Genomic DNA, 16007 nt, shown 5'->3' on the forward strand with positions numbered 1-16007 from the left:
GCGCTGGGTTTTGCACTCCTCTTGACCGTCCTGGGAATTCTGAACTTTACCCATGCCTCCATCTACATGGTGGGCGGTTACATCTGCTATCAGCTTGCCGTGGTCGTAGGCTTCAACCAGTGGGCATCCCTCCTGGTCTCGATGATCATCATGGGGCTTTTCGGGTTCTTTCTCGAGAGGGTTTTCTTCCGCCCCTTTCTGAACGACATGAACCGAATTGTGGTGATCACCCTGGCGTTGATCATCATTCTGGAGGCTCTCATCAATGTGACGGTGGGTAGCTACATCCGGCGAATTCCATCGTTTGTCCCGGAAATCCTCAGGTTCGGCGGCGTATCCATCAGCGGAGACCGGTTGGCTACCTTTGCCATTGGTTCAGCACTGCTGCTTGGGGTCATCCTGTTTATACGCAAGACGAAAACCGGACTTCAGATGCTGGCTATTTCTCAGGATATGGAGGGGGCGGCTCTCCAGGGGATCAAGATTCACCGCATTTTCGGAGTGACCACAGCCATTGGCTGCGCCCTGGCCGCTGTGGCAGGAAGCCTCATGGGCGCCATCCTCAGCCTAAGTCCCTTTATGGGGGACCAGATGCTGATAAAAGCCATCGAGATCGTCATCTTGGGAGGAATAGGAAGCATCGGCGGTGTCCTCGTCGGAGGACTGATTCTGGGAGCGGTTGATGCCATTCTGCCATTGTTTATCAGCGGGAGTGCGACGGATTTGACAGGACTCTGTATCATCATTGTCATCTTGCTCATCAGACCTCAGGGACTGTTCGGACGTGAAGTATAACGATGGTTAGCCGAGAACGCGTTAAAAGGCGAGAAGGGCATTGGATGAAAACCGCCGGCTTTGCGGGATTCCTCATTCTCCTGTTCCTGGCGCCCTTACTGGTGGAGTCGTTCTATTACCTGCACACCTTTATCATCACGTTAATTTACACGATTGCCGCATGCAGCTTGCGCACCATACTGATTTCCGGGCAGATCTCCATCGCCCACGCCGCTTTCATGGGGCTCGGGGCCTACGTTTCGAGTGTATTTGCCAAGGAATTCGGCTGGACGCCCTGGCTCTCCATGCCCTTGGGGGGTATCTCGGCGATGGTTGTAGGGGTTTTGGTCGGCTACCCCCTGAGCAGGGTGCGGGCCATCTATTTCTCTATGGTGAGTCTTTTCGTGGGCTTGGCCATCGTCGCTCTTATGGGGGTGTTCCAGAAATATACGGGTGGGGACATCGGTCTCATCGGCATTCCTCCCCTGCCTTCCATTCCCATTCCCGGCCTGGCCGTCATCAATTTTCTCGGTTCCAAAGTTCCCTACTACTATTTCTTCCTCCTATTGACGATCTTCAGCCTCCTGGTTCTCCACAGCCTGGAAAACTCCAGAATTGGAATGAGTTGGAAGGCCATTTCGCAATCCTATCTGGTGGCCTCGAGTGTGGGCATCAATGAGGCCGGACTCCGAGTCCTCGCCCTTGCGGTGGGGTGTTTTTTCGCAGGTATCGCCGGCGCCGGATATGCCCACTATAATATGGTGCTCACCAGGAGCAGCTTCGGTTTCCTCGCCAGCGTCAATCTTCTGATCTATGTCCTTGTGGGCGGATCGGGGAGCTTTGCCGGGCCCATCATCGGAACATGGGTCCTGGTGATCGTCCCCGAGATCTTCCGCTGGCTGAAGGCCTTTGCCCCGTTTATTTTTGGAGGGATCATGCTCCTTGTGGCTTTCTTCGTGCCTCAGGGAATCGCCGGCTTGCTCGATGTGTTAAAGACGAAGTTTGTGCAACTTAGAGATAGAAAGAGGCCCGTAGATGTTTCTTGAGACGGAAGGATTGACCAAAAACTTTGGAGGCCTCACTGCGGTACTCGATCTTACAATGTCTATCCGGGAAGGGGAAATCGTAGGCTTGATCGGCCCCAACGGTGCGGGCAAGACAACGGTCTTTAACCTGATCACCGGTTTTCTTACTCCTTCGGCTGGAAGAATCCTATTCAGGGGCAAGGATATTTCCGGTAAGAAACCCCACTTGGTCGCAAAGATGGGCATCGGTCGCACTTTCCAACTCGCCTACCTTTTTCCCGGTTTTACCGTTTTCGAGAATATTGTGACGTCCTTTAATCTCCACCCGAAATCCGGTTTTTGGGAGGCCTTATTCAAGACCCCTTCCTACCGCCGGAAGGAACGATATATCCTGGAGCAGGCAGAGGAGATTCTGCACCTCGTCGGGCTTGAAAAGGTTAAGGATGTGCTCGGCCGGAATTTGCCTCACGGGTATCAGAAACTGCTGACCATGGCCAGGGCGCTGGCCATTAAGCCAAAACTTCTGCTCCTCGACGAGCCCATCGCCGGAATGAACCTCGAAGAGGTCAATTACGCCATGTCCGTCATCAAAAAGATCAGGTCTCAAGGAGTCACGATCCTGCTCGTTGAGCATAACATGAGAGTCATGACCCTGTGCGACAGGGTCGTCGTCATCAATTTTGGGAACAAGATCGCGGAAGGGTCGATGGAGGAAGTCAGAGAAAATCAGGAGGTGATGAAAGCCTATTTCGGGAGAGAAGATGCTGCTTAGGGTGAAAGGTCTGAGCGTGTACTACGGGAAGGCCATGGCCTTGGTAGACGTCTCCCTCGAAGTGCCCAAGGGGTCCGTCGTTACGATCATTGGTGCAAATGGAGCAGGAAAAAGTACTGTGTTGAAGGTCTTGTCCGGACTATGGCCTGCGACCTCAGGGGAGGTATACTTTGACGACAAAGACCTTCTGGGAATGGGAACTACCGAAATTGTGAGCCGCGGTCTCGTTCATATTCCGGAAGGGAGAAGGCTTTTCCCGTACCTCAATGTGTTCGAAAACCTTAAGCTCGGCGCCAGCCTGCGCAAAGACGAGGAGGGCATCAAGCAAGACCTGGAGGGCGTTTTTGCGCACTTTCCCATATTGGGGGAACGACGAAAGCAAAAGGCCGGAAGCCTGAGCGGGGGAGAGCAGATGATGTTGGCCATCGCCCGAGGGCTCATGGCGAAACCCAGGCTGCTTCTGATGGATGAACCCACTCTTGGGCTCGCCCCCTTGTTGGTGCTCGAGATGGTTTCCGTGATTCGAAATATCAATCGCGGAGGAGTGAGTGTGCTACTGGTGGAACAAAATGTCTTCCTGGCGCTTCAAGTGGCCCACAAAGGGTATGTGCTCGAAGTCGGGAAAGTCATCCTGGAGGGGCAAAGGCTATGTGCTCGAAGTCGGGAAAGTCATCCTGGAGGGGGATATCGAACAGTTGAAGAACAGCGAGGTGGTCAAGCGGGCCTATTTGGGCGAATAAATCGCTCTTCATTTAGGAGGATCATGCATATGGTCAGGATTATGATTGCCCCGAATCGTTATGTACAAGGTCCCGGGGTCACGGCGGATGTGGCGACCTATGTCTCCCAACTGGGATCCAGGTTCTTCTTCATCGGCGGGCCCACAGCCTTGTCCATTGTCACTGATCGGATCACTGAGAACTTCAGGAAAAACTCCTTGGATTGCCGTTTTGAGCTATTCTCAGGCGAATGCACCCGGTCGAGCGCTGCGGAGCTCTCAGAAAAGGCAAGGAGTTTCGGCGCGGAAGCGATCATTGGAGTGGGCGGCGGCAGGGCCATCGATACTGCCAAAGCCGTTTCCCATGCTCTCGATTCTCGCCTTGTTATCATTCCCACCGTCGCCTCAAATGACGCACCCTGCAGTGCGTTGTCGGTTCAATACACGGACCATCATACACTTGACCGTTTTCTGATCCTCCGGCGAAACCCGGATGTGGTTCTGGTGGACTCAAAAATCATTGCGAATGCGCCGACCCGATATTTCGTGGCAGGCATGGGCGACGCGCTTGCCACCTGGTTCGAGGCCTACACCTGTACCAAGTCGAGTGCTAAGAATCTTCCCGGCGGCGTATCGACGTCTGCTGCGTTGACCCTCGCAAAGCTGTGCTATGAGAACCTCATGGAATACGGTGTATCCGCCAAATTGGCCGTTGATCGGAACACAGTGACGCCGGCGGTTGAAATGGTGATAGAAACAAATATCTTTCTGAGCGGATTGGGTTTCGAGAGTTCCGGCCTGGCTGCAGCCCATGGAATCCACGAAGGGTTGGGGGCCCTGGAAGGGACCCGGAAGGCTTTGCATGGAGAATTGGTCGCTTTCGGAACCATTTCTCAGCTTGTCATGGAAAACTATCCGAAAGAAGAAATAGCCAAGGTGATTGGTTTCTGCAATGCCGTGGGACTCCCGGTGACGTTGAGGCAGCTTGGCGTAACGGATACCTCTGCCGGGAACCTCGTGAAGGCGGCTGAAGTCGCCTGTATGGAGGGCCTCACCACCCACAATTCCTATTTCGAGATCGATCCTGAATTGATTCTGGGGGCCCTTATAGGCGCCAATGCTTTGGGCGAAGCGGCCCGAAAAGACCTTGGCGGCTGAGATCGGCGATCGGAAGTATTGGGAGGGAGCCGTGCCGGACATTCCGAGGCGGGTTAGATGTCGATGGCAGGCTTAACAGCCCGTTGAAAAAGCCGGGTTGTCACAGGCCGTTGAAAAACGATGAGATGCAAGGCGCGCAAATTCCGAGGAATGAGGCGTACATAGAGTACGTCGCAGTGACGAGGGATGAGGCTCAACGCCGCAGATCGCGTTTTTCAACAGCCTGTTAAGGCGAACGGAAATGGGAGCGAATGGCCATGCTTGGTGAGGAAAAGCGAAAGATATCCGAATTGATGGATAACTTGAGGTCGGACAAATATCCTCTTGAAGAATTCACCCATATCGGGAAAAGAGGTGTACGTCGACTTGACGGGTATGAGAAAGCCGGCGGAAAAGCAGTCTATACCATGGATATCCAGCAGCCGGGCATGCTCTATCTGAGATTTCTTCAGTCCCCCTATCCCCACGCGGAAATCAAGCGTATGGACACAAGCCGCACAGAGGCTCTCCCCGGGGTTAGAGCCGTGCTGCGGTACGATGATCCGGAGTTACCCTCTGAAGCCGATCTGGGCGGCCACGCCCCTTCATCCCTTCCGGTTCTGCCCAAAGTGGCCCATTTCGAGGGGGAAGAAGTGGGCGCTGCAGTACTTGCCGATAGTGAGGCCATCGCTGAAGAGGCCATACGGATGATAAAGGTCGAATGGGAGATACGTCCCTTTGTCCTCGACCCGGAGGAAGCTTTGAGGCCTGACGCCCCCCTTGCGAACCCGGAATCGTTTCCTGATGGAAATTACTACAACCAGGGCATGCTGGATGTGGAAGAACTCGGGGACCTGGAAAAGGGTTTTGCCGAAGCGGACAGAATCATTGAATTCAAGTCTATACGACGCCTTCACACCTGGATCGGGCCGGAACGCCCTTGCGGCGTTTTCAGATGGAATGGAGAGTATCCGGAGGTCTGGGTCAAGCAGCAGCGTCCTCAAATAAGTAAACGCGTGGTGTCGAGTTGGTTCGGCGGCATACCCATGAACAGGATACAGATGCACTGTCCGTATCAGGGGGCGAGCTTCGGCGGTTGGAGTCAGGCGCCATGGAACATGGGGGGGCATTATTGTGCCGCCGTGCTGGCTAAGAGGACGGGAAGGCCTGTGAAGTGGGTTTTTAGCAGAAGAGAGGATTTCTATGGAGGGGAAATGGATGAAGGCGTTTACTTCTTCAAAGTGGGCGCGAAAAAGGATGGTACGATAACGGCCGTCAAGGTGCGCGCCGTTCTTTCGAACCTCCTGTTTCCCGTTTTTGGCGTTGCCAAGCACTTCATCGAAAATACCCGCATACCCAATGTGTATGGGAAGGTGATTGCCGTACAGATAAACAAGGGGCCAAACGTGCCAACCAGGTGTGAACAGAATCCCAACTGTCACAGCCTTACGCTGGTTTTCGACCACATTGCCGATGCTTTGGGTTTGGATCCCATCGAGGTGGCGCTTAAGAACGACGGGGCTGATGGCCATGATACGGAGTGGTTGAACGATCGCAAGGCGGAAAGAGGTTTCGAGGTCAGAGACAGCCTTAGGGAGTGTGTTGAGAAAGGGAAGGCCGCGATAGACTGGGATAATAAATGGCGCCCGCCTGGAACGAGGAGACTCGAGAACGGACGAATGCATGGTCTTGGATTCACATGGACGCATGAGTGGGAAGATTCAGCAGGCTCTAGCGAAATGGCCATCCGTATCGAACGCAGCGATGGTACGGCGAGGATTTTGGGGATGCGTTGTGACAACGGTGTTAATGCAGAGACCTCTTACTGCCAGATCGCCGCGGACGAGCTGGGGATGCGCATGGAGGACGTTTTTTACAGACCTCATTCAGACCCGGGGTTTTTCACGATGACGCCCGACTCTTCCACTAATATGTCTGTCAACGGATTTGCCGTCAGGAACGCCGCCAGGCTCTTGAAACAGATGATTCTGGAGGAGGCGACAAGCCCGAGCGGGGTGACGCAGCGAGGCGGTTACCCGGCGGCTTTTCCCGGGCTGAAGCCCGATGAACTGGACATCCTGGACAGTGTTATCTGTGTGAAAGCCGACCCTTCTCAAAGGATGTCATTGGCCGATTTTGTTCAGCCGATGGGGGCCGAGGGTCCCTTGTGCCATACGCCGGAAATGGGGAAAGGCGCCCAAAGAAGCAATTTTTCGGCGCCTCTTTTTGCGCACGGCTGGCAGGTGCAACAGGGCGCTTACGCAAACTATCGCCCTCGATTCTGCAGACAGGCGCATTTTATGGAGGTAGAGGTGGATACGGAGACCGGGGAAATCCTGGTCACAAAAGTGGTCAACGTCAATGATGTCGGCAAAGTCATCAACTGGGAGGCATGCGAAGGACAGCAATACGGAGGCGCCTACATGGGTGTCGGGAGAGGTCTGTTCGAGGAGGTGGTTCATGATCCGGTTACGGGCGTAATGCTCAACGGCAATCTTCTGGATTATAAATTCTGTACCATGAAAGATGTCGGACCCATCGAAACCAAATTGGTTGAGACGAAAATGGGGTATGGTCCGTACGGAGTGGTCGGTATCGGAGAAGACATTGCCACTGTTGTGCCGGCACTGTTAGGACCCGCCGTTTACAACGCTCTGGGCGTGTGGATCGACGATTTCCCTATCATACCCGCAAAAGTCCTGAAAGCGCTAAACAAGATTTGACAGAAACGGCGCAAAGGATTCGAGGTAAACAGGAAATAGGACGAACTTGAAAACCCCTTTTTCAAATGGAGGGTACATTATGGATGAGAAAAGAAAACAGATGGTTCTGCCGCCTCCCGCCCAAGTCGGTGTTGTGGTTAGAGATCTGAACGAGGCGATCGATTATTACTCCCGGGTCTTCGGGCTCGGTCCCTTCCAGAAAGTAGAATTCGCCCCTGCCCGGCACTGGGTCAAGGGCGAACCCACCCCAATTCGGTTGAATATTGGCATGTGTGAATGGGGATCACTCATCCTTGAACTTATTCAGCCCATCGAAGGGGACGCCCCTCACAAGTGGTTCTTGGATGAAAGCGGAGAGGGCTTGCAGCACTTAGGCTTTATTGTAGACAACTATGATGAATGGCTGAACTACCTAAAGGAAAACGGAATCGGCGTCTTGATGAACGCTGAAACCGACGTTGAAGGCATGGGGCACGTCCGTGCGGCGTACATGCAATCAGATGAGGTTGGTGGGGTCCTGTTCGAGTTAATTGAGATCACACCCTAGGGCTTGGTTTAGAAAGGAAGGATATCATTATGTCTTTGGGAAACGAAAAGCTTTTGGGATTGTATCGTAAGATGCTGTTGGTCCGCGCCATGGAAGAAAAGCACGGGAGCCTGTTGCAGGAGGGCAAAATCCAATTGATGTCTCATTTCGGAACCGGGCAGGAGGCAGTGGCTGTTGGGGTGACAGGACCACTGAAACAAGATGACATCCTGTTTGGGACGCATCGAGGTGTGGGTGAATACATTGGAAAAGGAATGAGCGCAAAGGATATCTGGCTGGAATACTTGGGAAAGAGGACAGGAACTTGTAAGGGGAAAGGGACTTTGCACCTTTGTGACCGAAAAGTGAACATCCCGGGTCTGGTCTCCAGTCTTGGATCAGATTTCTCCCACGCTGTAGGAGCGGCGCTTGCGGCCAAAATGAAGAAATGGGACCAGGTGACCCTCTACTTCGTCGGTGAGGGGACCTGCAACCAGGGCGAAGCGGGCCCATCCATGTGTATGGCCTCCCTATGGAAACTTCCGGTGGTGTTTGCCGTGTGCACAAACCAGTTTTGCGAATTATCCTATATGTGCGATCATTATCCTACCGACGACGTGGCCCCAAGGGCTGCAGGTTATGACATCCCTTTCGAGATTGTCGACGGCCAGGATATCGAGGCGACGTACGAGGCAACGGAAAAGGCCATAGCACATGCCCGCACCGGCAACGGCCCTTATCTTTTGGAATATAAGACCTTTCGCATGGCGCTCCACTTTTCGGGAGACCCCGGAGGTTATGTAAAACCAGAGGATCTGGAAAAATGGGGAAAGAGGGATCCGATTGACCTGTGCAAGGCCAAACTGCTGGAAAGGAAAGCCCTTACGCCCGATGCCGACGAAAAGCTCAGACAGAAGGTGCAGGCGGAAGTGGACGGAGCTGTTGACGCGGCGTTCGCAGCACCGGATCCGACAGTGGATGATCTGTTCGAAGACGTATATGCTCAGAAGGGGGTGATATAATGGCCCGGACGATCAGTTTTTTGCAGGCCCTCAATGAGGCCATGGCTGAGGAAATGCGTCGGGACCCGAGTGTCTTCGTGCTTGGGGAGGATGTTCGTATCGGCGCTTTTGGACAAACCGCCGGATTGGTCAAGGAGTTCGGAGAGGACAGGGTCCTGAACACCCCCATTGCTGAAAACGCCATTACCGGTGTTGCCATGGGGGCCGCCCTGAACGGTCAGCGCCCCATCCTGGAACTCATGTTTTGCGATTTCGCCATGCTGGCCATGGATCAGATCTGCAACCATATCGGCCAGTGGCGCTATGTTACGGGAAACCAATATAGCGTTCCCATCACCATTCGAACCGCCGTGGGCGCGGGCTTCCGCATGGCTTACGGTCATTCCCAGTGCCTCGAATCGCAGCTTATTCAAGCTCCCGGCCTCATTCTGGTGGAGCCCTCCACGCCGTATGATGCAAAAGGACTCATGAAATCGGCCATTCGAAGTGATGATCCGGTGGTGTTCTTTGAGCACAAGAAACTGGTGCTGGGAGGCGTCCAAGGCGAGGTGCCTGACGGGGAGTACACCATCCCCTTCGGCGAGGCCGTTGTTCGGAAGCCGGGTAAAGATGTAACTGTGGTGGCTTTTGGGTTTATGGTTTACGAAGCATTGAATGCAGCCCAGGAGTTGGCGAAGGAGGGGATTGATATTGAGATCATCGATCCCCGGACCATAGTCCCTTTGGACAGGGATACCATTTTCGAATCGGTAGAGAAAACAGGACGTTTAGTCACTGTCGAGGAGGGAAGGATAAGGGGCGGCTTGGGCGCCGAAATAGCGGCGCATGCGTGCGGGGATTATTTCTCGTTGCTCAAGGCTCCGGTGCAGAGGGTCGCCGCGCCCATGGTGCCCATTCCCGGGAGCCCCGTCTTGGAAGACCTTTACTTGCCCAACAAGGACTCCATCATGCGCGCCGTGAAGCGCACCCTCTAGTCCTTGTCCAAAAGAAACCGGGGCCCAAGCGGGCAATGAAGGTTTTGGGCCCCGGCTCAACCCATCGACCGGCGCTTTACTAATCGCAAGTGAGGAGGGTGAAGATGCGACTGCAGGATCAAGTGGCCATCGTGACTGGTGGCGGGGGCGGCTTGGGAGAGGGCATCTGTCTTTGTCTGGCCAGAGAAGGCGCTCATGTTGTTGTGAGTGACCTCAAGCAAGATCTGGCGGAGAGGGTAACCCTCAAGGTGAAGGACATGGGCCGAAAGTCCATGTCCATCCGCACCGATGTGAGCGTCCCTGAACAGTGTGAAAAGCTCGTCAAGCAAACCCTCAGTGAGATGGGCCGAATCGACATTCTGGTATGCGGGGCCGGTGTCGGGGGATTTGTCTTCCGGGGTGAGTCGGAGGAGCCGCCCATCCTGGAAAATATCTCCGAAGAGGAATGGGATCTGACTGTTGACGTGAACCTCAAAGGTGTCTTTCTATGTAATCGGGCGGTCGCCCCGCATTTCAAGCAAAAGAAGAAAGGGAAAATCATCAATATTTCATCCGTCGCAGGCCGTAAAGGAATCGATTGGATCCCTCACTATTCGGCCACCAAGGCCGGTGTGATTGTTCTGACACAGGCCATTGCCCTTCAACTGGCTCCTTTTAACGTGAATGTGAACACGATCTGCCCCGGGGTCATCAGGACGCCCATGTGGGACACGGGCGCTAAGGTGCTGTCCCAATCCTATCCCCCGTTTAAGGGCATGAGCCCGGACGATGTCTTCAACGCGGTCGTCGAGAACATGATCCCCATGAGAAGGCCTCAAACGGCCGAGGATATCGGGAACACCGTGGTTTTCTTGGCATCCGAAGAAGCCAGGGAGATTACAGGCCAGGCCATCAACGTGGATGGCGGGGCCATGTTTAATTGAACCCGAACAGGGAGCCACAGACCCCGCTTGCGGCCCTTTTTGAAGAGGCGGGACCGCGACTTGGTTCGCACGTAAACATAACTTGGAGAGGAATATTTGGGAAATGGTTACACCGATTTTAGTGCCGAAGCTGGGAATGACCCAATCCGATATTACGGTGGTGAAGTGGCTGAAGGGAGATGGGGAATCCCTCGAAAAGGGGGAGCCGGTTGTTGTCATCGAAACGGCCAAGGTAACCTATGAAATTGAGACACCGGCGTCCGGAATGGTGTTCGCACTGAAGAAGGTTAAGGACAAGGTGAAGATCGGGGAGACCCTGGGTGTTGTGTCCGACAGCAGGGAGGAATTTGAAGCGTATGGAAAGACCCTGAAGGAGGAACCAAGATCCGAAGCGGGCGGCTTTTTTGACGAGCCCGAGGAAGAGTGGGGCATCCGATTATCTTTTGAGGAACGTATGGAGGAAGGGCGCGCCGTACCCCAGGCCGCCGCGGATTTGGGTGACCGGGTCGTTCTTGACAGGATCCCTTTTATCGGAATGCGCCGGACCATAGCCGACAACCTCGTCTCGAGCCTTCAGACAGGCGCCCAGTTGACCGTTGTTACGGAGGTCGACATGACGGAAGTCGCTCAATTCAGGAAGGAGTTCATGTTGGACCGTCCCGGGGAACGGATTACCTTTGTTGATCTGCTCGTCAAGCTGCTTGCTTCCGTTCTCAAAGAGTTTCCCGTTATGAACTCGACTATTATACAGGACGAGATCATTTGCTGGGGAGAATATCATATCGGTGTGGCCGTGGCCCTTGAAAACGGACTGGTGGTGCCGGTGGTGCGAAATGCAGATCAAAAAAGCCTCGTTGCCGTCAGCCGGGAGATCAAAAGGCTGGCTGAAAAAGCGCGGCGCAACGAACTGCAGCCGGATCAATATCAAGGCGGGACTTTTACGCTCAGTAGTGGGGGCAATGTGGATGTGGATTTTATGACACCCATCATCAACCCCCCGCAAAACGCCATCATCGGTATCGGTAAAATAGCCCCCAAGCCTGCCGTCTATCGGAATGAGCTGGCCATCCGAACCATGACGCATCTTTGCCTGACCCACGATCACAGAGTAATCGACGGTGTTCCCGCCGCCGGTTTCCTGGGAAGATTGAAACGGGTTATCGAGCAACCGGAGCTCTTCCGGCGAATCCTCAAATGATCTTGAAGATAGTATCCGGGAGTTATGTCTGATGCCTTTTGTCCCCGCTACCGGTCTGGAGTGTGGGGTGAAGTAAGCATATGCCGGGATAAACCGGCATTTGAGGAGTCCATAAATATGGCAGAGAACGAGTGCGACTTGCTGGTGGTCGGAGGAGGTCCGGGCGGATACACGGCGGCCATCCGCGGGGCTCAAAAAGGATTGAAGACAGTCCTTGTAGAGAAAGGCTCCCTCGGTGGAACCTGCCTCAATCGGGGCTGCGTGCCGACAAAAAGCCTTCTGCAAGACACGGGTATGATTACGGCCGTGCGCACGTGCCGTTTCTTGAAGGGTGACATGAAAATAAGCGTTCAGCGCATCGCCGAACGCAAAGGGTTGGTGGTGGAGGGATCACGTCAGTGGGTTCGAAATGTTCTCTCGGGAAACGGCGTCGCCACCATGCTCGGTAAGGCGTCTTTCAACGGTCCCAAGACGCTGAAAGTGGAGGCGACGGACGGAAGCACAAAAGAGATCGGCGCCTCAAAGATCGTACTGGCCACAGGCGCCGTGGAGGACTACGGCGCCGGACTTCAAGTTGACGGACAAAACATCTGTTCCACGGATGACGCCCTGTCCCTCAAATCGATCCCCCGACGTTTGGCCGTAGTGGGTGCAGGAAACAGGGGCGTGGAATTCGCCTCCATATACCGCAACCTGGGCGTCAGTGTCGTGCTCATAGAAAAAGACAAACGGGTGTTGCCTCGTCTGCATCCGGAACTGGCGGACCGTTATAAGAAAGCCTTACTGGACCGCAAGATAGGGGTCCTGACACGGACCACAGTGTTGGAAGCACATGAATCGCCTGACGTTGGAGTAACATTGACTCTGGAAGGGGAGAAGGGCCGTCATGAAGTTCAGGTCGATAAAGTCCTCCTCACCGGGCATAGGCATCCTCGATATGAAGGATTGGGTCTGGCTTCGGCGGGCTTGTCTCCAGTGGACAGGGTGGTGGAACATGACGCGGCTTTGGAGACGGCCGTTGAGGGTATTTATGTGATCGGCGACGCGGCCGGTCCCCCTTATTATGCGCACAAGGCCATTTCGCACGCCTTGGTGGCGGTGGACCATATCCTTGGCAACAAGGATTCTCACGAATCTCTTTTCGTGCCGAACTGCATCTACGGTGATCCGGAGGTCGCTACAGTGGGCCTGACAGAGGAACAAGCCCTGAAGGCAGGTCGGTCCGTGAGGGTCGGGGAGTTTCATTTTGTGGGCAACGGGCGCGCCGGCACCATGGGCGTGGATCAAGGCCTCGTTCTGATGGTCTCAGATTCGAAAACCAGGGAAATTCTGGGCGTTCACATCATGGGACCGCAGGCTACCGAGCTCATCTCACTGGCAACCATGGCGATGCAAAACGGGATTGATTTGGAAGGCATCAAAAAGACCGTCTTTGCCCATCCAACACTGGCGGAGACCTTTTTTGAGGCTGCTTTGGCCACAGACGGAGAAGCCATCCATCTGTTGGTAAACGGTGAAAGGCATGAGCCCGGAGATTAGTACAGACCCGCCCTTTCGTTCTCGGGCACTGAAACGGAGGTTTATATGGAAGGAGCGGACATGGACAAGGCAACACCATTTATCGGGGCGTGGAAACTGGTATCCTTCATCATGCACGGGCGACAGGGGGAGACCGCCCATCTGTTGGGAGAGGACCCCCAAGGCCTGATCGTATACCACGAATGCGGATACATGTCGGCTCAGTTGGCGAATCCGTCGGTCCCAAAATTCGCCGACGACAACCAGTGGCTGGGCGCTCCCGAAGAGATCAAGGCCGCGTTCGAGGGCTTTGTTTCCTACTATGGGACGTACTCCATAAGCGAGGAGAGCAAGACCGTCACTCACCACGTGGAGGTGAGCCTGTTTCCCAACTGGGTGGGTCAGGACCAGGTTCGTTTTTACGATTTTTCCGGGAATCGTTTGACGTTGTCCACCGGTTCCCTGCGGATCGGGGACCAGGAATGGTCGGCCGTGCTGGTGTGGGAGCGCATCGGCTAAGCGAAACGGGCTTCCGATTTCGGTTGGGCGGGTCACGGCATATCGGATCCGACATAGATGGGAGCTCGCAGTAAGCGCATCGCGAGGTATCGGGTTTTCCGGACCGCTCTACAAACGGTCCTGATGGCCGTGAGTCAAGGTTGGAAATGGGGTAAAGTCTATTCTCTCCAGCCTGCACTAACGGTCGGCCCCTTTGTGCATGCCTCCTTTATTCAATCAGACTTGATACTAGAATCCTCAACCTGTAAGCTTACTCAAATATTGATGATAACCCCGCATCGAGGAACGAATGGGCAGAGACCTTACGGAGGCCTACCAGAGACTGATTTTTGATCCCCGCCCGCCCGGTTGTGAGATCATCGTCGGCGACGCCCTTTCCGTTTTGACCGGCTTTCCGTCTAATACTTTCCGATGTTGTGTGACGAGCCCACCCTACTGGGGACTGAGGGACTACGGCATACCCAACCAGATTGGTTCGGAATTCCATCTGAACGATTATATTGATCATCTCACAAAGGTCTTTGAAGAGACGAGAAGAGTCCTCACTGAAGACGGGACGTTTTGGCTGAACATTGGAGACTCCTACACAAGCGGAAACCGGACCTGGCGGGCGGAAGACAAGAAAAACCCTGCCCGTAGCATGAGGTATCGGCCGCCCACACCAGAGGGATTGAAGCCAAAGGATCTTATCGGCGTTCCCTGGCGAATCGCTTTTGCCCTCCAGGAAGCAGGGTGGTATTTACGTTCGGACATAATCTGGTACAAACCGAACTGTCAGCCGGAATCCGTAAAGGATAGACCGACCCGGGCGCATGAGTATGTGTTCATGTTCTCAAAATCCGAGAAGTATCTGTATAACTACGAAGCTGTGAGAGAGCAGGCAAATTCACACGGTGGACGGCGAAATCGGCGTTCGGTCTGGGCAATTAATACGATCGGATACCCCGGCGCCCATTTTGCCACGTTCCCGCCGGAATTGGTCGAGCCCTGCGTACTCGCCGGTTCAAACCCCGGCGATCGTGTCCTCGATCCCTTCTTCGGCTCAGGAACGGTGGGAGAGGTCTGCTTAAGGCTGGGCCGAAAGTTCACTGGAATCGAGCTGAAAGAGGCGTATGCATCGCTCGCCAGAAGGCGACTGAAGTGGCAATGACCGCGAGGCGTTCCGATAAGCAACGAGCACTCCCTGTGGTGGAGCCGAATCTCCAGATTTCCTTCTATTTCAGGCTCCAGGAGATCAGGGAGCTTTACCTGCATAAGGCCCTGAAAGACACCATCAAAACGCTGGACATCGCTCGCCTTGACCGGCAGCTTTCCATGTATGTCGAGCCCGGACGTCTGAAACAAGTGGCTTCCTTTGGTTTGCGGGGAGAGGTGTTGTTTCCGGTTCCCTATATACTGGAAACAAACCCTTTTCTGTTGGGTTACTATAGGCTCCTCATAGGCATGTCCCAAAAGGAGTTTTACAGCAAGGGGCCGTTCGGGAGGTTTAAGCGGCTGGAGGAGAGGGGGACCCTCACTGATTCCTTGAAAACCGAGCTTCCTGCCCTGTGTGCCAGCCTCACTAAGAGCGCGGAATTGCTGGTTGAAAACATAGACGAGATCTCTATCTCCATCATCCATGATCTCCAATTACTCACGTTAGGACCCCAACTGAGAGGTGGTGCGAATACAAAGATAGGACAGGAATCTTCGAAAGAGGTCTTCGTTCTCATAAAACAGTTGGTTTCCCCCTACCTGAAAGAGGCTACCGAGCGCACGATTCTCATTGAGAATGATTCTCGAAGAAAGGTCCTGATCGAGTTCTTTAGCGATCCGGACGTAAGAATTACCGAAAAACTACAATCCGGCATCAGGCCGCTGGTCTCAATGGAAATAAAAGGCGGCAGGGACGTTTCGAACATCCATAACCGAGTAGGAGAAGCGGAGAAGAGCCATCAGAAAGCACGGAACCGTGGTTTTTTCGAGTTTTGGACGATAATTAGAGTCGATGCCAACGCTGAAATGGTTAAACGTGAATCCCCGACAACCAGCCACTTTTTTCACCTCGATCGCATCATGGACGTAACCACCCAAGAGCACGCTCAGTTTCGAGATTTGCTCGGCTCCCTGATGGGAATAAGGATTTAGGCCATGGACTGTTATCGCATCTCTTCTTGATGTGGGACGCGACGATGAACC

General features: G+C 54.2%; 14 protein-coding genes and 1 pseudogene. All 15 read left to right on the forward strand.

Features of this window, described 5'->3' with window-relative positions; genetic code table 11:
* Positions 1-795 (forward strand): branched-chain amino acid ABC transporter permease (locus tag HY788_18720; protein MBI4776182.1); only part of this gene is annotated, 795 nt, incomplete at its 5' end.
* Positions 796-839: 44 nt separating this feature from the next.
* On the forward strand, positions 840-1820 hold the full coding sequence (locus HY788_18725) for a branched-chain amino acid ABC transporter permease (protein MBI4776183.1): 981 nt from the start codon (positions 840-842) through the stop codon (positions 1818-1820).
* Entirely contained in the window at positions 1810-2571 is a 762-nt protein-coding gene (locus HY788_18730) for an ABC transporter ATP-binding protein (protein MBI4776184.1), read from the forward strand. The genes HY788_18725 and HY788_18730 overlap by 11 nt, the downstream gene beginning before the upstream one ends.
* Positions 2564-3253: pseudogene (locus HY788_18735) on the forward strand (ABC transporter ATP-binding protein). The gene HY788_18730 and the pseudogene HY788_18735 overlap by 8 nt, the downstream one beginning before the upstream one ends.
* Before the next feature lie 87 nt (positions 3254-3340).
* Positions 3341-4447 carry a glycerol dehydrogenase gene (locus HY788_18740; GenBank protein MBI4776185.1) on the forward strand — a complete coding sequence of 369 codons (1107 nt, stop codon included), beginning with the start codon at positions 3341-3343 and terminating at the stop codon, positions 4445-4447.
* Between the two features lie 293 nt (positions 4448-4740).
* Positions 4741-7149: a xanthine dehydrogenase family protein molybdopterin-binding subunit gene (locus HY788_18745; protein ID MBI4776186.1), complete on the forward strand. Its 2409-nt coding sequence runs from the start codon at positions 4741-4743 to the stop codon at positions 7147-7149.
* Positions 7150-7228: 79 nt separating this feature from the next.
* On the forward strand, positions 7229-7696 hold the full coding sequence (locus tag HY788_18750; GenBank protein MBI4776187.1) for a VOC family protein: 468 nt from the start codon (positions 7229-7231) through the stop codon (positions 7694-7696).
* A gap of 29 nt (positions 7697-7725) precedes the next feature.
* On the forward strand, positions 7726-8697 hold the full coding sequence (locus HY788_18755) for a thiamine pyrophosphate-dependent dehydrogenase E1 component subunit alpha (protein MBI4776188.1): 972 nt from the start codon (positions 7726-7728) through the stop codon (positions 8695-8697).
* Entirely contained in the window at positions 8697-9671 is a 975-nt protein-coding gene (locus HY788_18760; GenBank protein ID MBI4776189.1) for an alpha-ketoacid dehydrogenase subunit beta, read from the forward strand. The genes HY788_18755 and HY788_18760 overlap by 1 nt, the downstream gene beginning before the upstream one ends.
* A 104-nt stretch (positions 9672-9775) precedes the next feature.
* Positions 9776-10594, forward strand: coding sequence for an SDR family oxidoreductase (locus HY788_18765; protein MBI4776190.1), 819 nt, complete (start codon positions 9776-9778; stop codon positions 10592-10594).
* Between the two features lie 103 nt (positions 10595-10697).
* Entirely contained in the window at positions 10698-11792 is a 1095-nt protein-coding gene (locus tag HY788_18770; protein MBI4776191.1) for a 2-oxo acid dehydrogenase subunit E2, read from the forward strand.
* 117 nt (positions 11793-11909) lie between these two features.
* A complete protein-coding gene (gene lpdA, locus HY788_18775; GenBank protein MBI4776192.1) occupies positions 11910-13331 on the forward strand; it encodes a dihydrolipoyl dehydrogenase in 1422 nt (473 codons plus the stop codon).
* Between the two features lie 45 nt (positions 13332-13376).
* Complete coding sequence (locus HY788_18780) at positions 13377-13829, forward strand: lipocalin-like domain-containing protein (GenBank protein MBI4776193.1); 453 nt, start codon at positions 13377-13379, stop codon at positions 13827-13829.
* 289 nt (positions 13830-14118) lie between these two features.
* On the forward strand, positions 14119-14979 hold the full coding sequence (locus tag HY788_18785) for a site-specific DNA-methyltransferase (GenBank protein MBI4776194.1): 861 nt from the start codon (positions 14119-14121) through the stop codon (positions 14977-14979).
* Positions 14970-15956 carry an XcyI family restriction endonuclease gene (locus tag HY788_18790; protein MBI4776195.1) on the forward strand — a complete coding sequence of 329 codons (987 nt, stop codon included), beginning with the start codon at positions 14970-14972 and terminating at the stop codon, positions 15954-15956. The genes HY788_18785 and HY788_18790 overlap by 10 nt, the downstream gene beginning before the upstream one ends.
* The last annotated feature ends 51 nt before the right edge of the window (positions 15957-16007 follow it).

Source organism: Deltaproteobacteria bacterium (genome assembly GCA_016208165.1).
In the GTDB taxonomy this organism is placed as follows: Bacteria; Desulfobacterota; Desulfarculia; order JACQYL01; family JACQYL01; genus JACQYL01.